At 42.9% G+C, this 26125-nt stretch carries 22 protein-coding genes; 17 read left to right on the top strand and 5 right to left on the bottom strand.

The features are described from left to right. Positions 1-939: a LysR family transcriptional regulator gene (locus tag ACXAH2_RS12615; protein ID WP_475078958.1), complete on the bottom strand. Its 939-nt coding sequence runs from the start codon at positions 937-939 to the stop codon at positions 1-3. A 363-nt stretch (positions 940-1302) separates the two neighbouring features. Between ACXAH2_RS12615 and ACXAH2_RS12610 the strand changes: the two genes are divergently transcribed. The 4 genes from ACXAH2_RS12610 (at position 1303) to ACXAH2_RS12595 (ending at position 6660) form a co-directional block, all read left to right on the top strand. After that, entirely contained in the window at positions 1303-3192 is a 1890-nt protein-coding gene (locus ACXAH2_RS12610) for a methyl-accepting chemotaxis protein (RefSeq protein ID WP_475078956.1), read from the top strand. A gap of 447 nt (positions 3193-3639) precedes the next feature. After that, complete coding sequence (locus tag ACXAH2_RS12605) at positions 3640-4668, top strand: TRAP transporter substrate-binding protein (protein WP_475078954.1); 1029 nt, start codon at positions 3640-3642, stop codon at positions 4666-4668. 122 nt (positions 4669-4790) lie between these two features. Next, a complete protein-coding gene (locus tag ACXAH2_RS12600) occupies positions 4791-5348 on the top strand; it encodes a TRAP transporter small permease subunit (RefSeq protein WP_475078952.1) in 558 nt (185 codons plus the stop codon). Next, a complete protein-coding gene (locus tag ACXAH2_RS12595; RefSeq protein WP_475078951.1) occupies positions 5341-6660 on the top strand; it encodes a TRAP transporter large permease in 1320 nt (439 codons plus the stop codon). The genes ACXAH2_RS12600 and ACXAH2_RS12595 overlap by 8 nt, the downstream gene beginning before the upstream one ends. Positions 6661-6803: 143 nt before the next feature. Here ACXAH2_RS12595 and fabF read toward each other — a convergent pair whose 3' ends face one another. Continuing rightward, positions 6804-8078, bottom strand: a complete 1275-nt coding sequence (gene fabF, locus ACXAH2_RS12590; protein WP_475078949.1) for a beta-ketoacyl-ACP synthase II — start codon at positions 8076-8078, stop codon at positions 6804-6806. Between the two features lie 380 nt (positions 8079-8458). Here fabF and ACXAH2_RS12585 point away from each other — a divergent pair, with 380 nt between their 5' ends. Then, positions 8459-9040 (top strand): TetR/AcrR family transcriptional regulator, encoded by a 582-nt coding sequence (locus ACXAH2_RS12585; protein WP_475078948.1) that lies wholly within the window; start codon positions 8459-8461, stop codon positions 9038-9040. A gap of 170 nt (positions 9041-9210) precedes the next feature. Here ACXAH2_RS12585 and cysQ read toward each other — a convergent pair whose 3' ends face one another. Beyond that, on the bottom strand, positions 9211-10101 hold the full coding sequence (gene cysQ, locus ACXAH2_RS12580; RefSeq protein ID WP_475078947.1) for a 3'(2'),5'-bisphosphate nucleotidase CysQ: 891 nt from the start codon (positions 10099-10101) through the stop codon (positions 9211-9213). A gap of 41 nt (positions 10102-10142) precedes the next feature. On the opposite strand from cysQ, the gene ACXAH2_RS12575 reads away from it, so the two are divergent. Beyond that, positions 10143-10562, top strand: coding sequence for an RNA-binding S4 domain-containing protein (locus ACXAH2_RS12575; protein ID WP_475078946.1), 420 nt, complete (start codon positions 10143-10145; stop codon positions 10560-10562). A 150-nt stretch (positions 10563-10712) separates the two neighbouring features. Here ACXAH2_RS12575 and dprA read toward each other — a convergent pair whose 3' ends face one another. After that, complete coding sequence (dprA, locus tag ACXAH2_RS12570; RefSeq protein ID WP_475078945.1) at positions 10713-12014, bottom strand: DNA-processing protein DprA; 1302 nt, start codon at positions 12012-12014, stop codon at positions 10713-10715. A 253-nt stretch (positions 12015-12267) separates the two neighbouring features. On the opposite strand from dprA, the gene def reads away from it, so the two are divergent. The 7 genes from def (at position 12268) to gmhB (ending at position 19655) form a co-directional block, all read left to right on the top strand. Further along, positions 12268-12786, top strand: a complete 519-nt coding sequence (gene def / locus ACXAH2_RS12565; protein ID WP_475078943.1) for a peptide deformylase — start codon at positions 12268-12270, stop codon at positions 12784-12786. A 71-nt stretch (positions 12787-12857) separates the two neighbouring features. Further along, a complete protein-coding gene (gene fmt / locus ACXAH2_RS12560; RefSeq protein WP_475078941.1) occupies positions 12858-13838 on the top strand; it encodes a methionyl-tRNA formyltransferase in 981 nt (326 codons plus the stop codon). A 2-nt stretch (positions 13839-13840) separates the two neighbouring features. Beyond that, complete coding sequence (rsmB, locus tag ACXAH2_RS12555) at positions 13841-15217, top strand: 16S rRNA (cytosine(967)-C(5))-methyltransferase RsmB (RefSeq protein ID WP_475078940.1); 1377 nt, start codon at positions 13841-13843, stop codon at positions 15215-15217. Between the two features lie 419 nt (positions 15218-15636). Beyond that, positions 15637-17010, top strand: a complete 1374-nt coding sequence (gene trkA, locus ACXAH2_RS12550) for a Trk system potassium transporter TrkA (protein ID WP_475078939.1) — start codon at positions 15637-15639, stop codon at positions 17008-17010. 110 nt (positions 17011-17120) lie between these two features. Then, positions 17121-18569 (top strand): TrkH family potassium uptake protein, encoded by a 1449-nt coding sequence (locus tag ACXAH2_RS12545; RefSeq protein WP_475078938.1) that lies wholly within the window; start codon positions 17121-17123, stop codon positions 18567-18569. A gap of 33 nt (positions 18570-18602) precedes the next feature. Then, positions 18603-19076: a Cys-tRNA(Pro) deacylase gene (gene ybaK / locus ACXAH2_RS12540; protein WP_475078936.1), complete on the top strand. Its 474-nt coding sequence runs from the start codon at positions 18603-18605 to the stop codon at positions 19074-19076. Between the two features lie 21 nt (positions 19077-19097). Next, positions 19098-19655: a D-glycero-beta-D-manno-heptose 1,7-bisphosphate 7-phosphatase gene (gene gmhB / locus ACXAH2_RS12535; protein WP_475078935.1), complete on the top strand. Its 558-nt coding sequence runs from the start codon at positions 19098-19100 to the stop codon at positions 19653-19655. A 46-nt stretch (positions 19656-19701) separates the two neighbouring features. On the opposite strand, the gene ACXAH2_RS12530 is transcribed toward gmhB, so the two are convergent. Next, entirely contained in the window at positions 19702-20826 is a 1125-nt protein-coding gene (locus tag ACXAH2_RS12530; protein ID WP_475078934.1) for an MFS transporter, read from the bottom strand. A gap of 206 nt (positions 20827-21032) precedes the next feature. Between ACXAH2_RS12530 and ACXAH2_RS12525 the strand changes: the two genes are divergently transcribed. From ACXAH2_RS12525 to ACXAH2_RS12510, 4 genes are all read left to right on the top strand, one after another. Further along, positions 21033-21914 (top strand): GyrI-like domain-containing protein, encoded by an 882-nt coding sequence (locus ACXAH2_RS12525; protein WP_475078933.1) that lies wholly within the window; start codon positions 21033-21035, stop codon positions 21912-21914. 133 nt (positions 21915-22047) lie between these two features. Beyond that, positions 22048-24156: a TonB-dependent siderophore receptor gene (locus ACXAH2_RS12520; RefSeq protein WP_475078932.1), complete on the top strand. Its 2109-nt coding sequence runs from the start codon at positions 22048-22050 to the stop codon at positions 24154-24156. A 16-nt stretch (positions 24157-24172) separates the two neighbouring features. Further along, a complete protein-coding gene (locus tag ACXAH2_RS12515) occupies positions 24173-24946 on the top strand; it encodes a siderophore ferric iron reductase (protein ID WP_475078930.1) in 774 nt (257 codons plus the stop codon). 178 nt (positions 24947-25124) lie between these two features. Beyond that, a complete protein-coding gene (locus ACXAH2_RS12510; protein ID WP_475078929.1) occupies positions 25125-25976 on the top strand; it encodes an SDR family oxidoreductase in 852 nt (283 codons plus the stop codon). The last annotated feature ends 149 nt before the right edge of the window (positions 25977-26125 follow it).

The raw sequence follows: 26125 nt of genomic DNA, 5'->3' as shown, positions 1-26125 counted from the left end.
TTAAAATGGCGCAACGATTAAATCTTCCACCGTTTGGTGTAGCACTTTAAGGAAGAGTTCTCGAGGCTTGTTAGGCTGAGTGGTTTTCTTGCAAATCACCGCCACACCTAGAGTATAAGACTTGTTCGTAGGTGCGACGGCAACGATGTCACCTTTGTCCACATAAGACTGAGCATATTGCTCAGGCAAAAACCCTATGTATTGACCTGATAAAATCAAGGCCAAACGACTGTCATAGAAATAGGAAATGGCCGTTAGGTTCATTTGCGAGATTTGTTCACTCACCGCTTCGTGTGGCTTTAACCCCGCATGAGTGGCTGGATAAACATCCGCTTGTTCAGCCTGTTCAGCGCTAGATAAACTCGCCAGTGGATGATGTTTGCCGCAGTACAGATAACAGTCATCAGTGTACAAATGTACGTAATCCAAACCATCTAACTTGCGATGATACGGAATAAAACCAATGTCGGCTTCGTCGTTCAATATCATTCTTTCAATGTCGGCCATGGAAGCCACATTGGTGGTAATAGAAACCTCAGGTGCTTCACTGGCAAAACGTTGAATCAGCTCGGGGAAATGACTACGCGGATCTAAGCTAACTTTATCTGACAAAGCCAAACGCAATTTGCCCGTTAAGCTGGCATTCAAATTATTGACTGTGGTTCGAAAAGCATCCAACGATTCTAGTAACTTTTCCGTCATTTCATAAATAATGACGCCTTCTTCTGTTAGGGAAAAACCACCACGACCTCGCTTACACAAGACGAGATTCAAACGTGATTCTAAATTGGAAATATGCAGGCTAATAGTCGAACGACCTATGTTCAATGAGGTTTCTGCTGCCGAAAAGCCACCACAGTCCACTACCGTCTTAAAGACTTTAAGTTGCTTGATTTCATAATCACCAACTTGCCCTAGTGAATAGTTTTTTGTACTCATTGCTTACCTCATATACCGGAATACATAATCATTGCGCCCAATTTCTATATTCTGACAACGATCAAAACTCGGTAGTTTACCAATTATGTTCGTTAAACCTCTAACTTTACATTGAATCAATCGTCTTTCATCCCACCTTAGCCTTGATTAAGGTAAAGACAGTCAAATACAGATACGATTTTTCTAGAAAACGCGTATCGGCTTTCAGTATTGGCTCGGTTATACCTTAGATATGGATTTTTTGCCTTACGCAACAGTTCATTTTATCCTTCCAGCACATTTTTTAGCCTGACTATCTAATTAAGGTAGGCGGGCTTTTTTTATAAATGCGTTGTATTTAAGCGCGGTTCAAGGGAGCTCATCATGTCAATCGCATTATCAGTACGCCAGAAACTTATCGCTATCGTAGTCTTGGTTTCTGTCGGTTATGGCGGCTTTGGTGCCTACTCTATTTATAATCTCAGCAATATGTCAGTCACCGCCAATGATGCCAGTGATTTAAGCACCTTAACAACACAAGTCAAAAACATCGAAGTCGCCTTACTCAAGTTAGAACGCGATATATCCACTATCTCGCCACAAAGCCTTGCGCAGGTTAAACAAGATTTAGCACAAATCAAACAGATCACCGAAAGCGGTTTTCAGATCAAACCAGGACTGATTGACCAAGAGGGCAGTGAGCTGCTGGAACGAAGTCAAACCTTGTTACCTAACTATTTAAATTTATTGGATAACAATCTCAATGACTTGTCCCAATTGGGAGTAGACGATCAATCCGGTGCTTTACGTTATTTGAACCAAGCAGCAAATACCTTAGAAGAAAAGTTCAGCACACTTGCCAGCTTTGCATCCAGCTTTAAAGAAGTACGTAATAAAGAAAAAGACTTTTTGGCTTACCCTGATCAAAGTCATCAATCAAGCCTAATGGACAGCCTTAATAGGCTAAAAGACACAGTGAATAATATCGGCTTTGGCGATGTGTTTAATGCTGACATTCAAACCTATGAAGACGCCTTGCACCCCGTCATTACTCTGGCTAGCCAGATTGAAGCGCAGCAAATTCAACAGGCCAATTTAAGTCATGATTTTATTTCCATTATGGATGACAGTGCTAATTATCTACAAAACACCTTGTTAGTCGCAGCTCAAAATGATGCCACCAACACAGCACAGCAAGCTCGCAGCTCACTCATTATTGCCAGCTTAGCTTTAGCAGGCATCATAGGTTTTATCCTAATCACAGTAATGCGTTCCCTGAATAAAAATCTTGCGGCGGTTCTGACGATTATCAAACAAGTCGCGCAAGGCAAACTCAGTTCAAAACAACTGTCTTTGTCGACGAACAATCCCGATGAGTTTCAGCAACTTTCTATGGCGTCGCAATCTATGTCCAATGAGCTTCATCAATTAGTTGGGCATTTATTGACCAGCAATGAAAAACTCATGCTAACAGTTGATGATTTGGAAACTGGTGTGCACACCATTGTCAATGGTAGCGAGCGCATTCGCGATCGCAGTAATACCATGGCAACGGCAACAGAAGAAATTTCTGCAACCGCAGATACCGTCAGAAACATGACACAAGCCGTGGCGCACGGTGCGCAGTTGGCTTACGAATCTGCCAGTAGCGGTGCTGTAACAATGAAACAAGCTATGTCCAGTATCAGTGAAGTTGCTGAAGCCATTCAACAAACCAACAGCCGAGTTGATCGTCTTGGTGCCTTATCCAAAGAAATCGATGTGGTGATTGAATTGATTGTTGGTGTTGCTGAACAAACCAGTCTATTAGCACTGAATGCTGCCATTGAAGCGGCTCGAGCGGGTGAGTTAGGAAGAGGTTTTGCCGTGGTGGCGGATGAAGTGAAAGCCCTATCCGAACAAACAGTGAAAGCGTCACGAGACATTACGGCAAAAGTGGAAAACATTCAGCGTGAGACACAAGCGGTTATCCATGCGATGAGCCTTAGCTTATCGCGTGTCGAACAAAGCAAACAGCAAGGTGAAACGGCGGTAACCACCATTCAACAAATTGAAAAAAATACCTTAGATGCTATGCAAAACACCCAAGAAATTACTCAGGCCATTCAAGAAGTGGCGTTAACCACCACTCAAATGGCACAAGATATGGATGTTATTGCAAAAGAGATAAAGGATAATCACAACGCCACAGAATCCATTCAAGCAGGCAATCAAAATATTCACTTGCAAACCCAAGCCTTAGCCAAACAGATTCAAGGATTTGAACTGTCTTAACGCTTTATCACATACGAACAAATCTACTCACTTAAACAGATTTGTTCGTATCTTTTCACTTTTAATTACTCTATTCCTTAAATGCGCTCTTATTGCACCAAAATAGTGCTAAAAAAGCAAAGATCTATCATCCTTAATGTGATATTAAGTTTGTAAAAAATATGCATGTATATCAAAGCACTAGACCAATAAGTTAAACTTAATCAAAGCAGAGTGGCACGTCTTTTTTGCACAAATTTATACCACAAGGCACAACTTTGGTGCTTTATTATGGTTAGCTTATTGATTTTAAAAGTTTTTTACTTTGACGATTGTTTGGTGATAACAAAACTTTAGATGAGTTTTGTGCGCTTTAACCCCATAACGCTTTTTGAAAATATCGATTACAAATTGTCACAACTTTAGGTTAGTGACCTTTTTCCGCAAACTTTGTTTATGAGGTAGTTCATGTTAAAAACAATTCACAAAGCAAAAAAACGTTTGGTCGCAGGTTCGCTAGCTGTGGCTCTTGGTTTAGGTGCATTGGCATCAACGGCAGCTCAAGCCGCTGAACACAACTGGCGTTTTGCAAATCTATACAGCCGTGGCAGTGCATTCGGTGAAGTTTACGAAAGCTTAGCTAAAAACATTGAAACCATGTCTAATGGTCGTATCAAGGTACAAGTTTTGTACTCTGGTGAAGGCGTGGGTTCAACCGGTATTCTTGGTGCAGTGAAATCTGGCCTAATCACTATGGGTGCTCCTTTCCAATCTTTGCATGCTGGTGAACTACCTGCTGGTATCGTTGAAATTGGTCTACCAGGCGGCACAGACGATGCTGCGGAGTTAACTACCTTATTCCAAGAAAAAGGATGGGCGCCGATCCTAAAAGAAGCTTACGGTTCTCAAGGCCTTGTTTGGCTTGACCCATACATCCAACCTGCGGTTTACGTTCTAACCAAAGAGCCAATCAACTCAATTGAAGATTTCCAAGGTTTGAAAATCCGTGCGCCAGGTGCCTACGGTAAATTCCTACGTAACCTTGGGGCATCTCCGGTATCGCTTGCTTGGGGTGAAATCTACACGTCTCTTTCTACTGGCGTAATCGACGGTTCTATCGGTTCTAACATGATCGACCACCGTGACGGTAATCACGTTGAAGTAGCAAAATACATGTACCCACTACCACTAGCGGGTGCTCAAGTGTTGCCAATTATTGTAAACCGCAGTGCTTGGAGCAAATTGTCTCCAGACCTACAAGCCATTGTTTCTGCAGCAACAACAGTTCACGCTCGTGAGCAATTGACTAAGTCTAAGTTGTGGGAATCTCAAGCCGTTGCTGAAATGGAAGAAAAAGGTCTTCAGTGGAGCCCAGAGCCAAGTGCAGCGGATAAAGCAGCATGGCAAGCTGCGGGTGCTGGTCTTTGGGACGAATACGCGAAAGGCGACAAGTACAGCGCTGAGTTGATCGAAGTCCTTCGTAAAGAAGCAAACTAAGTAAGCTTTTCATCAAAGGATTGATACAATAAGCAAAGGAGACAGGCTAACTGTCTCCTTTGTTTTTAATATTTGGTTATAACGCACAACCAACCCTTCCTATCCTTTTAAGGTATTACACAATGATAGAGACAGCGATCAGGCGCTATTGCCTCGCCATTCATGCGCTGGTGGCTTTTGTCGGCAAATCCATATCTTATTTGATGCCGGTATTGGCGTTTGTGGTAGCCTTCGAAGTGTTCTCACGCTACTTTCTAAACAAACCGACCATCTGGGCATACGACTTATCCCTGTTTATTTTTGGTTATATTGCCGCATTAGGCGGTGCCTACGCGCAACAACAGCGAGCCCATATAAACGTCGATATTCTTTACAACAAAGTGTCGCCACGCATGCGCAGTTTGTTCAACATTATTTCTTTCTGCCTCGCCATCTTCTTTGTCACCATTATTTGCAAAATGAGCATCGGCAAATTCGAGGAAGCCTTACAGTTCAACTATCGCCGTCAAAGTGAATGGGCCCCACACATGCATCATTACTGGGTGATGATGGCCGTTGCCAGTTTTATGCTTGGGCTGCAATTAAGCAGTGATTTATTAGAGGAAGGTTTTCACTTGTTTAGCGGAAAAACATTACTTCCAGACTCCATTCGTAATCAAGAGGAAACGCCAAATGATTAGTATCGAATTGCTTACTGGCGTTTTATTACTTTGTATTCTTGTCACCTTCGCTTTGGGTGCACCCGTCGGCTTAGGCCTAGGTGGTATTGCTATGGCAGTAGGTTACATTACTTGGGGCGATGGCCTTTTTAATGTGATTCCTACCACGTTAGAAGCCACTCACTTTAGCTTTATTTTGTTAGCTATTCCTTTGTATATCTACATGGGACAATTGTTAACACGTTCCGGCATTGGCGATGCCATGTTCAATGCCAGTCAAATGTTGATTGGTAAAGTGCGAGGTTCATTAGCCATCAGCGTTATCATTGTGTGTTCAATGATTGGCGCTATGGTTGGTATCATAGGCGCGGGTATCATGACATCCGGCAGTATTGCCTTACGTCCTATGTTAGAACGTGGATACAATAAGCGTTTGGCTCTGGGTGTCATCATGGCAGGTGGTGGTCTTGGCATTTTAATCCCCCCTAGCATTCCCATGATCATGTTTGCTTCGGCGACACAAAATTCGGTAGGGCGCATGTTCATTGCCGCACTGGTACCAGCGGCCATCACCATTGTGTTGCTGATTGCTTATGTGGTGATTGCCTGTAAGCTTGATCACAGTAAAGCCCCTTTGGACAAAGCTCCTGAAGTAGCCCCGACGCTGAAAGAAAAGTGGTTTACTGCGCGAGATGGTCTTCTGTCTCTGCTGCTTATTGTTGCAGTATTAGGCAGTATCATCACGGGTATCGCCACCCCGACGGAATCTGGTGCCATTGGCGTTGTTGGTGCAGTGTGTTTGGCGGTGTTGTTTAAACGCTTTAAACCTCGCATGGTGCGTAACGCAGGATTGCAAGCAGCACTTCTCGTCAGCGTGGCAATGTGGATTATTTTTGGTGCAACTGTGTTCAGTAACTTCCATTTGCTAATGGGTGTGCAAAACATGGTGGCCAGCTTCACTCAAGATCTTGGCCTATCGCCTATTATGGTCATCATAATGTTCCAGCTCATCATGCTATTGCTTGGTTTCATTATCGATGAATTCATTATCGTCTTGATGTGTGCGCCTATCTTTACTCCTATTGCTGTATCACTGGGGTTTGATCCTATCTGGTTTGGTATCTTGATGATTCTAAACATTGAGATTGCGGTTCAAACGCCACCTTATGGCTTTGCTCTATTTTACTTGAAAGGCATAGCGCCACCTGGTATCACCATGTTGGACATCTATAAATCGGTTACACCCTTTGTTCTTATCAAGCTCTTGGTACTCATCATTTGTATGTGTTTCCCAGAATTGGTGATGTGGTTACCGAATACACTCATGGGATGACGGCGCTCTTTTTGTCAGACCTGTAGCTAGTAATTAAAAGCGGCTCTGTGACATTCACAGAGTCGCTTTTTTTTATGGGCTTTCAGGCTTTTTTTAAGCTTTCTGAATGCCGTTGAAAATACGTTAACGTTACACGTGAAACATCATGCTTGATAACGCTTGAGAATCAAAGCGGCGTTCACTCCTCCAAATCCAAAGCTGTCTGATAGGACATAATCAACAGACTGCGCTCTTGCAGTATGTGGAATCAGGTCCAAATCGGCCATAGACTCATCAATATTGTCGAGGTTTAACGTAGCTGGAAGGGTGCCTGATAATATTGCTTGGGCACTGAAAATCGCCTCTACACCACCAGCAGCACCGAGCAAATGACCTATGGATGACTTAGTCGAAGACACGGGGACTTGACCGACCCTGTCAGCAAAAATGGATCGTAGTGCGTTGATTTCGCCACGATCGCCCACTGGAGTGGATGTGGCGTGAGCATTAACATAACCAATTTGTTCAACGTCGATATTAGCCATTTTAAGTGCTGCGCTGATCGCACAGGCAGCGCCTTCACCACTTTCTGGGCCAGAAGTTAAATGGTAAGCGTCCGCACTGGTGCCATAGCCAACGATTTCTACTAATGGCGTCGCGCCTCTTGCTAAAGCGTGTTCTAGGGTTTCCATCACAATCAGGCCTGCGCCTTCACCCATTACAAAGCCATCGCGATGAGCATCAAATGGACGAGACGCTTTCGCTGGCTGATCATTATTCATGGACAAGGCTTTTAACGCACCAAAGCCCGCTAAAGACAATGGATCGATGCAGGCTTCGGTACCGCCCGCTAGGGCCACCTTAGCTTCGCCAGAACGTAATAATCGCATTGCGTCGCCAATGGCTTGAGCACCAGCGGCACAGGCGGTTACTGGTGTACCTATAGGGCCTTTAAAGCCATATTTAAGCGAGACATTACCCGCAGCTAAATTGGCCAGAAACGCTGGCACCGTAAAAGCAGATACACGCTTTGGGCCTGAATCCAACAAACTTGTATGTGCTTTAGTGATAGTAGGGAAGCCACCTATGCCTGTGCCAATCACTGTGGCCGTAGCTTGTTTGTCGGTCTCGTTTTCAGGTAGCCAATTTGCCTGTTTTAAGGCCTCATCTGCAGCAGCCAAAGCAAATAATGTAAACAGATCGACACGTTTTCTTTCTTTTGGTGACAGATAATCCGATTCGTCCAATCCGTTGTCTTGTTCTGTAATACTTGGCACTTGGCCTGCGATTTTAGTGGGGACCTTGCCAGAAAGTACTTCTGGTAAGATTCGAATCCCAGATTCACCTGCAATCAATTTTTTCCACACAGCATCTACCCCAATACCGAGTGGCGATACGATTCCCATGCCAGTAATGACTATTCGATCTTTTGTCGACATGATAGCCCTTCCTCTCTATATAATTTATCTCTTTTTATTACTTTCATTTTTTGTCTGATTTTATTGATCAAGCCTTACTAATGACCAAATTCATTTCGTTTTCCTAATGCTAAAGTCAGAGTTAATATGATCAAGATAATATTTTGTTTTCACTTTTCAGGTTTCAGGTCTGATGAATAGGAAAGAGGTGCTGAAAAGGATAACGAGACTTGCTGATTAATTTTGTTAAATGTCAACTCATCAGCAGAAGCATGATATAAAGTAGGTAAATAATGTATAAAGTCGCTTTTTTCATTTTGCCGAGTAAGATTAAGCTATAGCTAAGTACTTTCATCTGTAAAATTAAGTCATTGCGAGAATTTTAATAAGGAGATCTTTTCATGCCTTATACGACTAAGCACAAGGAACAAACGCGTCAGCGTATACTGCAAGCTGCAGCCAAGTTATTTTGCTCTCGAGGTTTCGATCGGGTGACGCTGACGCAGATCATGCAAAAAGCTAACATGACGCATGGCGCCTTCTACGCGCATTTTTCTGGAAAGAGTAGTCTGTATGAAGCCGCCATGCATTTTGCAGCATCTCATGCTTTTTGGGCACGTGATGATAAGCAAACTGAGGGGAAGGAGACACATCTAAAAGCACTGGTTACTCGTTATTTAAGCTGGAGCAAGACGGACCAAGAACACCCATCACCTTTGGAATTCTTGGTAACAGACGCTGCTCATAAAGAAGAAAAAGTACGCCAAGCTTACCAAGCTTGCTTCGACAGCCTAGTTGATAGGCTTGCTAATATACTTAAGAAAAATGGCAAACCCAGAGCAAACGCCGAAGAACTAGCAGAAGAAACCGTTGTTTCCTTAGTAGGTACAGTTTCCATTGCTCGCTCTATTAGTCAACCACTTCAAAGTGACTTTCTTAAACGAGCGCACGCTCGTATAGTAGCAAGGCTTAAAGCTAGTTAGTTTTGCTCTTGTAAACTTGCATTAAAAAAAGCAATTCTAGAAAAATTAAAAAGCCGGTGTTTCACGTGAAACACCGGCTTTTTGTTATTGAAAATAAAGATATAAATTTTCTATGTCTATCTAGGCTCGACTCTCGACTGACTAAGGCGGACTTAAGGCGTAAGACAAACTCAGTTTTCGTCTTGTTTATCACCTTCGGGGTTGCTGGTTTCTGTGTTCTCATACCAACGCATAATGTGCGGTGCAATTTCATCACCCGCCACAAAGAAGTGACCGTTTAGCAACGTCTCTCTTTGGTTATAACGAAATGGTTTACCTTCAGGCGTCACCAGCATACCACCAGCCGCTTCTATTATCGCTTGTTGCGCTGCAGTATCCCATTCACTGGTCGGACCTCGACGTAAATGCAAATCAGCAATACCTTCCGCAATTCGACAACCTTTAATTGAACTGCCTTTGGGTAACTCTCGTACTTGTTGGTAATACTGCTTTAGTGTTTCTTTTAAATCCGTTGGAAGAGCAGGGCCATGGCTGCGGCTGGTCATAACAATAATGGGTTCTCGAGGCGCTCGTAAATTTATGGCCTCATAACTCGCGACTCTTTCTGCACCGTCATGCCATTTGATCGCGCCAATTGGAAGTTGTTGCCAAGACTGAGTAACGCCAAAATAGCCTTCTGAGGTCGTGGGCAAGTACACCATACCCAATATAGGATTACCTTGCTCTACTAGCGCAATATTAATGCTAAATTCACCATTGCGCTTTATGAACTCTTTCGTCCCATCAAGAGGATCTACGATCCAAAGTGTTGACCAAGATAACCGTTCTTCTAAACTGACAGAACCTTCTTCTGACAAGACTGGAATATTAGGTGTGAGTGCTTGCAAACCGGCAATAATCACTTTATGGGCAGCCAAGTCAGCTGCGGTGACCGGACTGTCATCGGATTTTTGCTCAACACCCAAGTCGGCACTTTGATAAATTTCCATGATAGCGGCCGCCGCTTGGTGTATGATTTTTTGCAGTGCTTGGAAAACTGGGTGTGTATTTACATCCTGCATAACTGCCTCATGACAACGAATAAAGGTCAATGTATTAACTTATGAGTAAAACAGAAAAACCGTCTGAACTACAAGCTGTTCGTTTAGATAAGTGGCTATGGGCCGCTCGCTTTTTCAAAACCCGCTCTTTGTGCAAAGATGCTATTGATGGTGGCAAGATCACTTATAACGGTAGTAAAGGCAAAGCCAGCCGAAATGTTGAAGTCGGTGCCATGATTGGTATACGTATTGGTTGGGATGAAAAAACCGTAGAAGTGAAAGCCGTCAGCGAACAACGACGTGGTGCACCAGAGGCCAGATTACTCTATGAAGAGACAACTGAATCCATCGAAAAACGAGAACGCAAAGCACTTGAACATAAGTCATATGGCGGTCGAATCATGGCGGATCACAAGCCCAATAAGAAAGAGCGTCGCGACATTAAGCAATTAAAGAAAGACATTTTTGGCGGGATGGATTAATTATTTTCTTGAAGCATTGCGAAGCAATAGGCAGCCATTGAAAACCTTGTGCTGCCATAGCACTTGAAAAGATAGTAATTTGAGAGGACAGTCACTTGAGCTAGATTCTTTTCCTTCATTTAGCTCCTATCAAATCAACTCTTACCACATTCAGCTAGCTCCTACCAACCAATACAACCCTTGTTGATTTTCAATGCACGCATTTAATTCTAATTCCATTAAAGCTTGCATTAGGTCTCCGGCATTTGTCTTTGTTAAACGAGATAAGGCATCAAAATCCACTGCGGGGGTATCTTCAGAGGCAAGGTCCTTTAATAAATAAAAGACTGTCTTTGCCAATTCGCTGAGAGAAGACGGAGCGTCAATTGTTTTTATCTTATTTGGCGGATTAGTGTTTGATGAGAATTCCGCTTCTAGCGGCGGATTGATTTCAGCTGTACTCAAGCTTTCAGATGACTCGGGGGATTTTTCTAACGTCAACTTATCCAACAGCATAGGGCACTCATTAAGAATGTCTTCGATCTTTGTTACCAGACTAGCACCTTGGCGAATGAGTTGATGGCAACCCGCTGATTGACTGTCCGTTAAACGTCCAGGAAAAGCAAAGACTTCACGATTCTGTTGCAAGGCATAACTGGCACTGATCAGAGAACCGCTTTTTATAGATGCTTCTGCCACCAAAATTGCCATACTTAATCCACTTATAATTCGATTGCGTGGTGGAAATAAATTTGGCCGAGGCTGAGTAGTAAGTGGGTATTCACTTAAAAGCAATCCTCCTTGTTCTAACAAGGCGTCATACAATGGCTTATTCTGATCTGGATAACAATGCAATAAACCCGTCCCCATTACTGAAATACTTGGCGCAGCATTGCTTTTAAGAGCGCCGCGATGAGCCGCCGTATCAATACCTAAGGCACCACCACTTACAATACTCACACCACGATCAGCCAATGCTTCAGCAAAATAGAGTGTCATGTCCCTGCCATATTTACTACAACGACGCGCGCCAACAACACCCAGTTTCGGATAAGCCAGACCATTCAATGATCCTTTTGCATAAAGCAGAGCAGGCGGCACAGAGATCTCTTTTAACAGCTGAGGGTAATTCTCGTCATGAAACAGCAACAAGGTGTGATGCTCAAGCGCCAGCCATTCCTGAGTAAGCTCTAACTTAGCTTGCTGTTCATCTGAGAGCTCGCCAGAGGACAAATAGGCCATAGCTTGTTTAGCGGTTATGTCGGGCCATTTTAACTTCCTCAATAGTTCGTAAGACAATTCATCGGACACATCATCAGTTTGCTTAGTTAGGCTCGCATCTTGATCCTGATTAATAGCATCAAGCTCACAGAGATACTGCATCAGGCGTGATAGACGAGCAGGACCAATTCCCTTTAATAAACTTAAACTGAGCCAGTCTGTTTGGTTTAGTGACGAAGAGGTTTTATACATTGTTTTGCTTCCTGCATTGCAATGAATGAATAAAGGGTGATGTTTCATCCTGAAACAAATAGACAAGGTCTATTAACGCGATTGAATCATATTGGGTAAAAATCCGCCATGAGATGACTGATGAAAGTCGCGAGTTGAGGTACAATGTCAGTATTAACTTAAATCACAGCGCTTCTTACCAACTTGCTAACCACTTCAAATCCAATTTTCGCAACATAGAAGCCTGTCAATTGAATTGAAAGAGACGACTATCATGGCTGTTTTAACTGTACTTGAATACCCAGATCCGCGCCTGCGCAAAGTCGCAGAACCGGTCACTGACTTTACGGATGAATTGCAAACCAAAATCGATGACATGTTAGATACCATGTACGATGAAAATGGCGTTGGCTTAGCGGCAACACAGGTGGATTATCATTATCGTGTGGTGGTAATGGATCACTCTGAAGAACGCAATCAGCCCATCGTTTTCATTAACCCTGAATTCGACGTTCTAGACGATGCGCCAAATGAATGCCAAGAGGGCTGCTTGTCCGTTCCAGGATTTTACGAACACCTTTACCGAGCGGCAAAAGTTCGCGTTAAAGCATTAGATCGTCATGGCAAAGAATTCAAAATGGATGTCGATGAGTTGATGGCGGTGTGTGTTCAACATGAAATTGATCACCTAGACGGCAAACTTTTTGTCGATTATTTGTCACCGCTAAAGCGTAATCGTATTAAGAGCAAATTGGAAAAAGCTCATAAGATGGCACAAAAACAAGCAAGATAAGAAACGCTATACTCAAACCAAGATTATTTAAAATCAGGCCATTGGCCTGATTTTTTTGTTAAGGAATTCTCATGACAGCATCACCACTTCGTATCGTTTTTGCCGGGACTCCCGATTTCGCTGCGGCAAGTTTGCAAGCCCTGATCGATCAGCAGAAACAAAATAATTACCAGTTAGTGGGTGTTTACACTCAGCCAGATCGACCCGCTGGTAGGGGCCAAAAGCTGGTACAAAGCCCAGTAAAGCAACTCGCTTTGGCGAATGATATTCCGGTTTACCAGCCATTAAACTTCAAGCAAGACGAAGACAAACACCTTCTGGCTGAACTAAATGCAGACATCATGATAGTGGCTGCCTACGGAATTATTTTACCTAAAGACATTTTAGATACGCCTAAAATGGGCTGCATAAATGTCCATGCATCTTTATTACCTCGATGGCGAGGTGCGGCACCGATTCACAGAGCTCTAATGGCAGGCGATAGACAAACCGGCATAACCATAATGCAAATGGATGTTGGTTTAGACACAGGTGACATGTTGCTTAAAGTAAACTGTGATATTCAAGCAGACGATACCTCTGGAAGCTTGCATGACAGATTGGCGATACTGGGTGGCGAAGCTTTGATTACCGCATTGGAAAAGTTACGCCTTGGCAAAATACAAGCAGAAGAACAAAACGATAGCTTATCCAATTATGCTGACAAACTTACTAAGCAAGAAGGCCAATTGGATTGGCAACAAAGTGCTGAACAACTCGATCGACAAGTCAGAGGCTTAACGCCTTGGCCAGGTGCCTATACTCACAGTGCAGCAGGTATTATGAAAATACACGCAGCTAAGCTTGTGGAACGCGAAGAAAATCTCGTTCCAGGCAGTATTATTTCTGCTGGTAAAGAAGGCATTCTGGTGGCAACAGGACAAGCAGCTTTGTGTATTACTGAATTGCAGTTCCCTGGCGGCAAACGCATGAAAGCTCAAGACGCATTAAACGGTAAACATAAGGCGCTTCTTCAAGCAGGTAAGTCCTTCAATAACCAACAGGAAGACTAACCATGGAAGCCAATCAAAACCCTCGTGCTGTTGCTATACAAGTGTTAACTCAAGTCTTGCTTCAAAAAGGCTCCTTGAGCACTCAATTGAATCGTTTTCAGCATCAAGTCGCCGCAGAACAACAAGCGCTACTTAAAGAATATTGCTTTGGTGTGTGCCGTCAATTTCCTCAGTTGAACAGTTTGGCACTCAGTCTGTTGTCCCATCCCTTTGAAGAAAAAGATACAGATGTATACTCTGTGCTGTTATTAGGCCTATATCAGATTATGTACATGAACACGCCTGACCATGCAGCGGTAAATGAATCTGTTGAAGCTTGTCGAGCAGTAAACAAAGATTGGGCAACCAAATTAGTCAATGCCATCCTGAGGCGCTATCAACGTGAAGGGGATGAGCTACTGGACAATCTTGCCAGCATCCCTTCGGTAGAATTTAATCATCCAAAGTGGTTAGTTAAACGTTATAAGAAACATTGGCCCGATCATCTACTGCAAATTATTGCTGCAAGTAATCTGCATCCACCAATGTGTTTGAGAGTAAATTTGCATCGAGTTTCACGTGAAACATATTTAACCGATTTAGAAAAACAGGGTATAAAAGCCTCTATTGGAGAATGCTCTGCCAGTGCTCTGTACCTAGAAAATGCAGTTTCTGTGAATCAATTGCCAGGATTTGAAGAAGGGTTATGCAGCGTCCAAGATGAATCAGCTCAGCTCGCAGCTGAGATATTAAACCCGGACGCTACCGAGAAACTACTCGATGCTTGCGCAGCGCCTGGTGGAAAAACAGGTCATCTACTGGAAGCGATGGCAAAAAGCACTGAGCAGCAAGATCAGCAAATTGAGCTGACTGGGATTGAATTAGAAAACTGGCGTCTGGAAAAGATAGAATCCAATCTTGAGAGGCTGGGTTATTCTGCAGAACTTATTTGTGCTGATGCGTCAGATATACAGTCTTGGTGGGATAACAAGACATTCGACAAGATTTTGCTCGATGCGCCTTGTTCAGCAACCGGCGTAATTCGACGAAATCCAGATATCAAAATCAATCGTAGGCCTGAGGACATAGAAGCACTGGTTGATATTCAGAAATCTATTCTGCAGCAAGTTTGGCAAACATTAAAACCGGGGGGGCATTTGCTTTATGCTACTTGTTCCCTTATGCCGGAAGAAAACGAACAACAAATAGCAGACTTCTTAAGCACACATACCAATGCCTCCGAAGTGGCTTTGTACACTTTGAACAATCATCTTAAAGCAGTCTTCAATAACGAAGATAGTCAATTGGGCAAGAAAGTATCTCATGGTTATCAATTATTTCCACGAGAAGATAGACAAGATGGTTTCTACTATTGTTTATTAAAAAAAAGTACTAATTAATGAAAGAACGATTGATAGCAAAGTATGGTTGCTATCATTGGGTTGGTATAAAGCGAACCTAAAGCAGGTAAGACTAAGCTCTTAACCTGCTTTTTTGTTTCATGTGAAACAGATGTAAAGCCTATTCAGTTTTTAGTGACAGTAAGTCTTAAGCAGATTCAAAGAAGAAATAAGAAGTAGTTCCCTTGGTCAGAGTAACAGCCTGACAGATTGGCTGGCATTGTTGTTAAAGATCGACCAGAATTATTATCAGTATTTTAGCACTACAAGTTAAATAATTGTTCTTATGTAGGTAAACTTTACCCATTGACGATCTTTTGCATCAAAGATCATACGACTCATTAAAAGACAAAACGTAACTCTAATAGATTATTAATACATCAGAGTAGAGCAACCGTCAGACTCTGCTAAGGCAAAATATGAAAATCATCATCATCGGGGCCGGCCAAGTAGGTGCAACGCTCGCAGAAAATCTAGCAAGTGAAGATAACGATATTACCGTGATCGACACGAACCTAAATCGCCTTAGAGAGTTACAAGACAGATTGGATATACAAACGGTAGAAGGCAGTGGTGCACACCCTGATGTGTTGCGTCAGGCAGGCTGTAATGATGCTGACATGTTAATAGCCGTAAGCAACCAAGATGAGACAAATATGGTGGCTTGTCAGGTCGCTCATACTTTATTCAAAACCCCCACAAAAATTGGTCGTGTTCGATCCAGCGCTTATTCGAGCCATCCTGAGTTATTTAGTGATCAAGCATTACCAATGGACGTGCGTATCAGTCCTGAAAAAGAAGTTACTAAACATTTAAGTCGCTTGATTCGTTATCCCGGCGCATTACAGGTTATGGAATTTGCCGAGGGTAGGGTACAACTGGTAGTGGTCAAAGCTGAAAAAGGCGGGCCTCTTATTGACCAGCCGATAAGCTTTTTAAAAGAACATATGCCTTCAATTCAAACTCGAATTGCTGCGATTTATCGAGATGGTAAATCCATCTCACCAGATGGTAATACTTATATACGAGCTAATGATGAAGTCTTTTTCCTGACTGCCCAGCGAGATGTACTGGATGTGATGAGTGAATTACGCCCATTAGATACGCCTTATCGACGTATCATAATTGCTGGTGGCGGTAACATAGGTGAGCGTCTTGCACAAAGCTTGGAAAAAGAATACCGCGTTAAAATCATTGAACGAGATCCAGAGCGTTGCCGCTATCTTTCAGAAACCCTCGACAACACCATAGTGCTCAATGGCGACGCATCCAAACAAGAGTTACTACTCGAAGAAAACATAGAATCCACGGATGTATTTTGCGCACTCACTAACAATGATGAAGCCAACATTATGTCTTCCATGTTAGCTAAGGTACTTGGGGTTCGTACTGTCATGACCATTATTAATAACCCAGCGTATGTAGACATTGTTCAAGAAGGCATGATTGATATTGCCATTTCTCCACAACACACTACCATCAGTTCTTTGTTAAGTTACATCCGTCGTGGTGATGTAGTGAACGTTCACTCCATGCGTAAAGGCGCGGCAGAAGCATTGGAAGCAGTCGCACATGGCGATCATCGTTCTTCGAAAGTAGTTGGCCGTAGTATTGCCAATATTAATCTTCCTGAAGGAGCAACCATAGGAGCGATTGTTCGCGGGGATGATGTCATCGTCGCTACCAGTGAATTAGTTATCCAGGCAGAAGATCATGTCATTATCTTTGTGACGAACAAGAAGCAAATTCCTGCTGTTGAACAACTCTTCCAAGTAGGCTTGACCTTCTTTTGACAATCTTCTTTCGTCGCTTTTAAAAAATGAGTTATTGAGATTAAAACCAGATTACAGCCATTGTTCGGCACTTCGTTTAAACCTATAGCCGAATATTTAGGACATTAGATATGCATTTTAAGGTCATCTTACGGGTCATTGGTATATTGGTCATGGTTTTCAGCGTATCGCTGATACCCCCCATTATTGTTTCTCTCATTTACAGCGATGGAGTCTTGTCTGCCTTTTTATATGCCTTAGCCATTAACCTAATTGGCGGCTTTATTTTGTGGTTTCCCGTACACAAGGAAAAAGGAGAATTGAAGATTCGAGATGGCTTCTTAGTGACCGTATTATTTTGGTCGGTGCTGGGCTTATTTGGATCTGTGCCTTTCTTTCTGGCCGAAACACCTGACTTAAGTTTTACAGATGCCTTGTTTGAATCCATCTCTGGGTTAACCACAACCGGAGCCACCATTCTGACAGGCATAGACACCTTGCCCAAATCCATTCTGTTTTATCGTCAGCTTCTTAACTGGCTAGGTGGCATGGGTATCATTGTATTGGCGGTTGCCATAATGCCAATGCTAGGCATAGGTGGTATGCAGTTATACCGTGCGGAAACACCAGGTCCCGTAAAAGATACCAAGCTAACCCCACGCATCGCTGAAACAGCAAAAGCCTTGTGGTATATCTACGCCACACTAACCTCTGTCTGTGCTTTAGGCTATTGGATTGCTGGCATGAATTTGTTTGATGCCATTTGCCATAGCTTTTCAACCGTAGCAATTGGAGGTTTCTCGACTCATGATGCCAGTATAGGCTATTTCAACAGTGTGGCAATTGAGCTGATTTGTACCTTCTTTATGATAGTCTCTGCCTTTAACTTTGCTTTGCACTTTTATGCATGGCGTCATAAAAGCGTATGGCACTATTTTAAAGACCCTGAAGCACGTTTCTTTCTTCTTATATTGTGCAGCACAATAATACTCTCTACTTTAGTGTTAGCCATGACGGCCACCTTTGATTGGGACACTTCGTTACGTTATGCACTGTTCGAAAGTGTTTCCATTGCCACCACATCGGGCTTTGGCACGTCTGACTTTTCTAACTGGCCACACTTCCTGCCTTTTCTTTTGATCGTCACCTCTTTTGTTGGTGGCTGTGCCAGTTCGACAGGTGGCGGAATGAAGGTCATTCGTATTCTATTGATACTTAAACAAGGCATACGTGAAATCCAACGCTTAATTCATCCTAATGCAGTGATACCTGTTAAAGTCGGTGGGAAAGCGGTACAAGAACGAGTGGTGTCCGCTGTGTGGGGATTCTTTTCCGCTTATCTATTAGTCTACGTCATCTTAATGATCGGCCTAATGGCAACTGGACTGGATCAAGTAACCGCTTGGTCAGCCGTGGCTGCCACTTTAAATAATTTGGGTCCCGGTTTAGGTGACGTGGCCAGCAGCTTTACCAACATTGGCGACCCTGCAAAGTGGATGTTGTGTTTTTCTATGTTACTTGGCCGTCTGGAAGTATTTACCTTATTGGTATTATTCACGCCAATGTTTTGGCAAAAATAATGATTTGATGAATGCGACTAGGATGCCTCACACATGACCCCCGCCATTGATCAGCTTAAAAAGCAGAAAGTCACTTTCACCATGCATGAGTATCAGCACGATGTGCAATGTCATAACTTTGGGGAAGAAGCAGCCAGTAAGCTCAATCTAGCACCAGAAACCGTCTTTAAGACCTTGTTGGTTACCGATGAAAAGCAGTTTTTTGTTGCCATAGTGCCAGTCACAGGTCAATTGAATTTAAAACGCGCAGCCAGCGCTTTCGCGGTAAAAAAACTGCGTATGGCAGAAGCCAAAGAAGCAGAACGTATCACAGGATATTTAGTAGGTGGCATCAGCCCAATTGGCCAAAAGAAAGCACTGATTACCTGTATAGATGAATCCGCTCAAACCTATCCTAAAATGTATGTAAGCGGCGGACAAAGGGGACTGGACATAGGTATCGCGCCACAAGACCTTAGTCACTTATGTCGTCAAACTCGCTTTGCTAATATAGCGCAAAGTAAATAAATCACCTTCAAGAGAAAACTCATGCCATCAATCAAACCCATCATACTGCTTGATAGGGACGGGGTCATCAACCAAGACTCAGAAGCCTATGTGAAATCCGTAGCGGAATGGCTGCCCATTCCAGGGAGTATAAAATCCATAGCAGCACTCTCAAAAGCGGGATTTCAAATCTTTGTTGTTACCAATCAATCTGGTATTGCTCGTGGTTATTATGACGAAGCCACATTGCAAGCCATGCACGACAAAATGACCGCTTTGGTTGCAGCAGAAGGCGGAAGCATTCAGGGTATTGAATATTGTCCCCATGGGCCAGACGATGACTGTCAGTGTCGTAAACCCAAAAGTGGCATGATAGAAAAGATTGAAGCTCAGTTGGGAGTCAACTTCAAGCAAACACCCGCCATTATGGTAGGGGATTCCCTACGTGACTTAGAAGCAGGTCGCGCCAGAGGCTGTCAGCCAGTTTTGGTATTAACTGGCAAAGGTCGTCAAACCCAATACAAAGAGATTCCTTTCTCATTTGAAATTTATACAGATTTAGCCGCTTTCAGTATTGCCTTGCTGCACAAATATAACTAACTACGCATCATAACAGATTATAAGTAAGTGCTTACATACTTTTTATCTATCTTGTCATAGAGGATAAACGATACCAACTCAAAGCAATCATGCTAATCAAACACGCCAATAGATAAGGAAAAGAAGAGACACTGAACAATTCAATGATAGGTCCTGTCAAGGTGGGTGCAACCAAAGCTCCTAAACCACAACACACAAAAACAAAGGCAGTACGTTTGCCGTTTAGTGACATGATGCTGTTCGCGTATGAAAACACCATAGGAAAAAAAGCAGAACAACCCAGTCCCAACCACAACGCCACCAGCACAAAGGACGCATCAGTCAGCATCATCACTAAGACGCCAGAGACTGCGATACATAAATGCAGATTTACACCTTGTTGAGGAGTAATAAAACGTAGTAAAGGCACAGAAATCAAACGACCAATAGAGATACTAACGAAGAACCAGGTAACCAGAATGGCGGCTGAATTTTGTTCCACCCCAGACAAAACCGCATAGGTACTCATCCAACCGGCAATGGTGATTTCAAAGCCGACATAAAGAAATATAACCGTCACAAAGGCTAAAAAAGTGGCTTTTTGTTTCGTTTCAGGTACGACTTCTTGTGCTCTGGCGGCAAACGTTGGACTAGGTTGACGCCATAAGAGCACAGGTAGTAACACAGCGTACACTGCCACCAGCCAATAACCGGTACCGTAATCCTGTCCCAGCCATCCAGAGAACACCAAAATCAAAGGCGCCAGCATGGAACCAGCACTGTGGCAAAGGTGCAATACCGTCACATAAGAACCGACTTTTTCCTTATGCAACCAAATCATCATCATGTTACCGCCAGCGTTAGCCGATACTTCCGTTGCACCCAGCAAAAAGAACAAAACAACCAACATACTCAAGCTGGTAGAAAAGGGCACAAGCACCAAAGCGCCAATCATAATGACTAACATCAAAATGATGTAATGATGACCTTGCCAACGTTCATACATACGAGCTGCTAGCAAAGCACCAAGAATGTTACCTATAGCACGAGCGGTAAAGACAACGGAAATTTCCGCTACAGTGGCATCAATTAAATCGGCTAAATAGATCAAGCTCGGTCCCAACAAACCGGCCACAGCGCCAATGGCGATGAACATAGCACAATACAAACTGGTACGAGTGAGTTCCTGCATAGCAACACTTCCTATCTGTTGGGTCGTTATACGAGCAACGACTCAGTTGTCATTTTTTCTTCTAAGTAAGCTGATGGATTTAATCATGCAAACTGATTAAATCCTAGTAAGCAAATGAGAGACGATCAGCTGAATGGCAAAAGATTGGCAATAAACGCATTTTAGATGATAATAGTTATTATTTGACAATCTAACTCTTTACCAATATGACCAACCAAGACAAGCTAAATCGCATTGAAAAAGTCCTCGACTATATTCACAGCCACCTTGATGAAACCATCCATGTGGCAGATTTAGCTGAAAAAAGCTGTTGGTCGCGCTGGCAGTTTCAGCGCGTTTTTGGTGAAGCCACAGGTTTAACAGTAGCGCAATATACTCGTGAACTTAGACTCAGCCACGCTGCAGAACTGTTACTTTCCAGTCAACGAAAGCACTTGGACATTGCCATGCAGTGTGGCTTTGATTCAGAAATCAGTTTTTCACGGGCTTTTAAACAGATGTTTGATACTACGCCAAGAAACTATCGACAACGCGGTATACGTCAAGGTTTACGCACACCATTGCAGTACCGACAAGCCAATCACAGGGTCGAAGCGCCGAAAGCCTTCACCCAAATTCGCATCGAAAACCGCAACGCCTTTCAGCTCAAAGCACAGTCCGATTGGATTTATGGGCCTTTTTCCAATCAACCCGACTATCAACATAAAGTCAGAGAACTGTGGCGCAAAGTGGACAGCGAATTACATACAAGCCCCACGTCAGGGCAACCAATAGGAGTGATAAATACAAAGTATTGCGCTAAACATCCTCAACAAATGCAGTATTGGGCAAGTTATGACAAACAAAGCATGCTTCCAGAGGAATACCCAACACTGACCGTGCCCTCTCAAGAATACGCCGTTATTCCCGTTCATGGCAAAGTACAGGCAATAGAGGAAGCCGTTCGCTGGTTTCTCTTTAATTGGTTACCAGACTCGGATTACAACGGCGTATCCGGCTTTGATTTAGAAATGTATCAACCTAACTATGATCCCGCAGACCCAAACAGTTATATGGAATATTGGCTACCGATTTGTCCCAGACAATAACACGAAGATAAAAGAGAGCCACATTGAGTAATCAATGTTGCACCAAATCGTTAAGTTTTCCTGTGACGAGATTATTAAAATGAGATTCATTCTCATAAATAACATTATTCTCGGAGCTACAATGAAGTCTACTATGTCATTCCGACCTACTTTGATGACCTTGGCAATCGCCATTGCAACAGGTCAAGCCATCGCTAAAGAGTCCATCGATACCAATGATCTAAGCACTCTTGAAGTAAAGGGCCAAACCTATCGTAACACGGCAACCAAAACCCAATTGGATGCAGAAGAAACACCGCAAGCCATCAGCATTATAGAATCAGAAACATTAGCAGAACGTAGTGTAGAAAGCTTATCAGAAGCAGTGCGCTACACTTCTGGAGTCAATACCGAACTGCGCGGCGGCTCTGTTACCCGTTTAGACTTATTTAACATCCGCGGTTTTGATAACGATACCGTCTTATTAGACGGCCTGCCGCTGCTATACAATGAATGGAACTTACAACCGCAAATTGATGCCGCGGTGGTTGACCAAATTGAAATATTCAAAGGACCCACCTCAACCTTATACGGTGAAATGCCACCAGGCGGTATGGTCAACATCATCAGTAAATCGCCTCAAAAGGAAACTGCAAACAGTGTTGAAATCGCTTTGGGCAGCGATAATAAAAAACAGGTACAGTTCGATTCAACGGGAGCCATTAGTAATAATGTGAACTACCGCGTCATTGGTCTAGCGCGTCAAAAAGACGGCCAATCCGTAACTGCGGAAGAAGAACGTATCCTTATTGCACCATCGATTGATATTCAACTTAGTGATTCAACCTTCTTAAATCTGAATATGTATTATCAGAATGACCCTGAGATGGGGGTATATTCTTCTCTTCCATCCAAAGGCACAGTGACAAGTAATATAAACGGGAAACTCGACTCAGATGCTTATGCTGGAGATGAAAACTGGGAAACATACGAAAGAGAAGTTTTGTTACTAGGATATAAACTAGAACATGAGATAAATGATACTTGGAGCTTCCTACAGAATACTCGTTTTACCCATGCCGATGCATATCAGCAAAATACCTATTCAACCAGCTTAGACTCGGATGAAAGAACTCTTAACAGAAGAGCCTATTTAACAGACGAGGAATCAAAAGGTATTAATATTGATAACCAATTTTCAGGGATTTTTGACTCAGGATTATTTGAACATAATGTTTTGATAGGGTTGGATTATTTAAAATTAGAATCCAACATAAAATATGAGGACGCCGTTGCACCCAGCATTGATTTATTCAATCCTAACTACAATCAAATTATAAAATCCAACTTAGATTTTGAGTCATCCGGTTACTCTAGTGATTTTACTGTAAACAAAGAACAAACCGGGCTATACCTTCAAGACCAAATAAGAATGGATCAATGGGTCTTCATTGTGGGTGGCAGATATGACAATTACAAATATTCAGAAGTTGGAACCAAATATAGTGCCGCAGCAACAGCAGATGATGATCAAAACCAACTTAGCGGTCGAATTGGCGCATTATATGAGTTAGACAATGGCTTTTCTCCTTTCATTAATTTCGCGCAAAGCTTTGAACCCGTTTCAGGTTCCGATAGATTAGGTAATGCTTTTGAAACCTCCACCGCAAACCAAATCGAAACGGGAGTAAAATTTCAAAATGCAGACACACTCGCTTCCGTCACGGCCTTCAATATTGTCAAAGGCAATGTACTCACCAGAGACCCAAATGGCGGTACCTATGACAAAATCCAAGTGGGCGAAGTTACATCAAATGGATTGGAAATTGAATTGACCAAATCCATCACGGAAGAAGTTAGTGCGACAATTGCTTACACCTATCAAGATGTCGAAATAACAAAAAGTAACGACGGTATAAAAGGAAATACACCTATTTGGACACCTGAACAACAAATCAGTACTTGGCTAGGTTATGAACCAAAACAAGGTACTTTACTAGGCACTTCATTCGGAGCAGGCTTAAGATATGTGGGCCAAATGCAAATGGATGCAGCTAACTCGGATACTGTGCCTTCTTACACATTGGTCGATCTGTCTATTGGTTATGACCTGGCACAATTATCAGCGAACTGGCAGGGCGCGAGTATGCAATTTAGCGTATCGAATGCTTTTGATGAAACCTATTACACCTGTTATGACACCAGTAACTGTTGGTTCGGAGCAGACCGTTCTTATGAACTAACAGGACGTTATGAATTTTAATGAGGATACAAACTAGATGGAGCCTTATCTAGATGAGTTATTTCACACTGCTCGACATTTGATTCCTGTATTGGATGGTCAACGACCCAACCAAAGGCATCCTCTAGAAACGACCAAGACTCGATCGGATTCCCTCGAGTCTTGGCCTGACCAGGTAGAACTCATTGCCTCTCTCCATCACACTCTCAATAAGGCTTATCCGGAAGCGGGTAGGCCTTATTGGCGTATTCGCAGCTGGACTTTACTCTGCTGGCAACCCATATATTTAGCCCTAATTTGCGTTTATCACTTACGCGCCGTGCCAAGTAACATTGCCAGTATCCAACAAAAACAAGTGGCGGAAATGGTTTGTGGTTATCAACTGGCAGACGATCAATGGCTCGACCAAAACTCACATATGTCTTTGATCAAACATCTAGGTCAGGACTTACATTCGTTATTTCAATCCTATCAATCAGAGCTAATTGCTCAACAGGGTGGTCGTCCAATCCTCTATCAAGCCTTATTGGCTGATCAACTGATTGAGACCATGCTGTATCTGCAAAGCTATGTTCAGCAACAAGATCAGCAAAATCACCATCACTTTGATTTAAAAGCCGAATTTACCTTATGGGCGCAAGCCTTAGCATTACCCACAAAAGCTTTAAAGAGATTACAAGACGATCAAACAAGCCAAACACCTGTGTTTGTTCGTCAAACCTGTTGTTTACATTTTCGAAGAAACGACGGTAATTTCTGTGCCTCTTGCCCTAAAACCAACAAGCCAGACAAGATAAAAAAGGTTTTATAGTCTATAAAACCAAGTGAATACTTACTTTTTAACAATAATTACTATCATCGAACGCCTTTTTATCAAAAAAGAGTCATTATTTTTATACTTACTTTTATGTATGTACTTACTAAAAGTTTGTTAGTGATGTATTCTGCTCTACATCAAGTTTGAACAACGAATTAATTGGAGAAATATTATGATTTTAGTAACAGGTGCAACAGGTCAACTAGGTAACCTAATTGTTAACAACCTTATCAAACGTGGCACACCAGCCAATCAAATCGTGGTAGCGGTTCGCTCACCTGAAAAAGCGCAATCGCTTGCTGATCAAGGTGTTGTGGTTCGTAAAGCGGATTACTCTGATCCAGCTTCATTAAACGCAGCTTTTGAAGGCGTTAAACGTGTGGTATTGGTCTCTTCAAGTGAAGTAGGTCAACGCTTCCCTCAACATAAAAATGTTATCGATGCTGCTAAGCAGGCCGGTGTAGAGCTATTGGCTTACACAAGCTTATTAAATGCGCAAACATCACCGATTATTTTGGCTCAAGAACACGTTCAAACTGAAAATGCCTTGGCAGAATCAGGTGTTCCTTATGTGTTGCTGCGCAATGGTTGGTACTCAGAAAACTACACTGCGTCCATTGGCATGGCACTAGAACACGGAGCCGTATTGGGCAGTGCAGGTGACGGTAAATACGCTACCGCGACTCGTGAAGACTACGCAGAAGCTGCTGCGGTAGTGATCGCCTCTGAAAACCAAGCAGGTAAGACTTACGAATTGGCCGGTGATCAAGCTTACACGCTAGCGGAATACGCTGCTGCGATTTCTGAAGTCAGTGGCAAGACCGTGATTTACCAAGACCTTCCTGCAGAAGAGTACACCAAGATTCTAGTGGGTGCTGGTCTACCAGAAGGTTTTGCCGCTATCCTTGCAGATTCCGATGTTGGTGCTTCTAAAGGCGCTCTTTACAGTGACAGCAAAGATCTAAGTGCTTTGATTGGTCGTCCAACCACACCAATCGCCGATAGCATCAAAGCCGCTCTATAATTCGAGACAACCCCTTTAGCACGTTTTAATAGAGTGAAATAACAAAAAGCCCAGTCCTTGAACTGACCCCCAATAGTTGGACATTCCAATTACTGGGGGTCTTTTTATGTCCAAATATCACAGAGAATTTAAACTGTCTTTAGCTAAGC

It is taken from the genome of Marinomonas sp. ABL3_031, assembly GCF_056161265.1.
Note: the sequence above shows the minus strand (reverse complement) of the source record. Positions and strands in the feature narration are given on the sequence as shown.

Bases quoted from the DNA above. Each gene is read 5' to 3' on its own strand.
- ACXAH2_RS12525 (WP_475078933.1), top strand. From the start codon at position 21,033: ATGACCAACCAAGACAAGCTAAATCGCATTGAAAAAGTCCTCGACTAT.
- ACXAH2_RS12605 (WP_475078954.1), top strand. From the start codon at position 3,640: ATGTTAAAAACAATTCACAAAGCAAAAAAACGTTTGGTCGCAGGTTCG.
- ACXAH2_RS12520 (WP_475078932.1), top strand. From the start codon at position 22,048: ATGTCATTCCGACCTACTTTGATGACCTTGGCAATCGCCATTGCAACA.
- fabF (WP_475078949.1), bottom strand. From the start codon at position 8,078: ATGTCGACAAAAGATCGAATAGTCATTACTGGCATGGGAATCGTATCG.
- ACXAH2_RS12595 (WP_475078951.1), top strand. From the start codon at position 5,341: ATGATTAGTATCGAATTGCTTACTGGCGTTTTATTACTTTGTATTCTT.
- fmt (WP_475078941.1), top strand. From the start codon at position 12,858: ATGACAGCATCACCACTTCGTATCGTTTTTGCCGGGACTCCCGATTTC.
- rsmB (WP_475078940.1), top strand. From the start codon at position 13,841: ATGGAAGCCAATCAAAACCCTCGTGCTGTTGCTATACAAGTGTTAACT.
- ybaK (WP_475078936.1), top strand. From the start codon at position 18,603: ATGACCCCCGCCATTGATCAGCTTAAAAAGCAGAAAGTCACTTTCACC.
- gmhB (WP_475078935.1), top strand. From the start codon at position 19,098: ATGCCATCAATCAAACCCATCATACTGCTTGATAGGGACGGGGTCATC.
- cysQ (WP_475078947.1), bottom strand. From the start codon at position 10,101: ATGCAGGATGTAAATACACACCCAGTTTTCCAAGCACTGCAAAAAATC.
- ACXAH2_RS12510 (WP_475078929.1), top strand. From the start codon at position 25,125: ATGATTTTAGTAACAGGTGCAACAGGTCAACTAGGTAACCTAATTGTT.
- ACXAH2_RS12515 (WP_475078930.1), top strand. From the start codon at position 24,173: ATGGAGCCTTATCTAGATGAGTTATTTCACACTGCTCGACATTTGATT.
- ACXAH2_RS12615 (WP_475078958.1), bottom strand. From the start codon at position 939: ATGAGTACAAAAAACTATTCACTAGGGCAAGTTGGTGATTATGAAATC.
- ACXAH2_RS12530 (WP_475078934.1), bottom strand. From the start codon at position 20,826: ATGCAGGAACTCACTCGTACCAGTTTGTATTGTGCTATGTTCATCGCC.
- ACXAH2_RS12600 (WP_475078952.1), top strand. From the start codon at position 4,791: ATGATAGAGACAGCGATCAGGCGCTATTGCCTCGCCATTCATGCGCTG.
- trkA (WP_475078939.1), top strand. From the start codon at position 15,637: ATGAAAATCATCATCATCGGGGCCGGCCAAGTAGGTGCAACGCTCGCA.
- ACXAH2_RS12610 (WP_475078956.1), top strand. From the start codon at position 1,303: ATGTCAATCGCATTATCAGTACGCCAGAAACTTATCGCTATCGTAGTC.
- def (WP_475078943.1), top strand. From the start codon at position 12,268: ATGGCTGTTTTAACTGTACTTGAATACCCAGATCCGCGCCTGCGCAAA.
- ACXAH2_RS12585 (WP_475078948.1), top strand. From the start codon at position 8,459: ATGCCTTATACGACTAAGCACAAGGAACAAACGCGTCAGCGTATACTG.
- dprA (WP_475078945.1), bottom strand. From the start codon at position 12,014: ATGTATAAAACCTCTTCGTCACTAAACCAAACAGACTGGCTCAGTTTA.
- ACXAH2_RS12545 (WP_475078938.1), top strand. From the start codon at position 17,121: ATGCATTTTAAGGTCATCTTACGGGTCATTGGTATATTGGTCATGGTT.
- ACXAH2_RS12575 (WP_475078946.1), top strand. From the start codon at position 10,143: ATGAGTAAAACAGAAAAACCGTCTGAACTACAAGCTGTTCGTTTAGAT.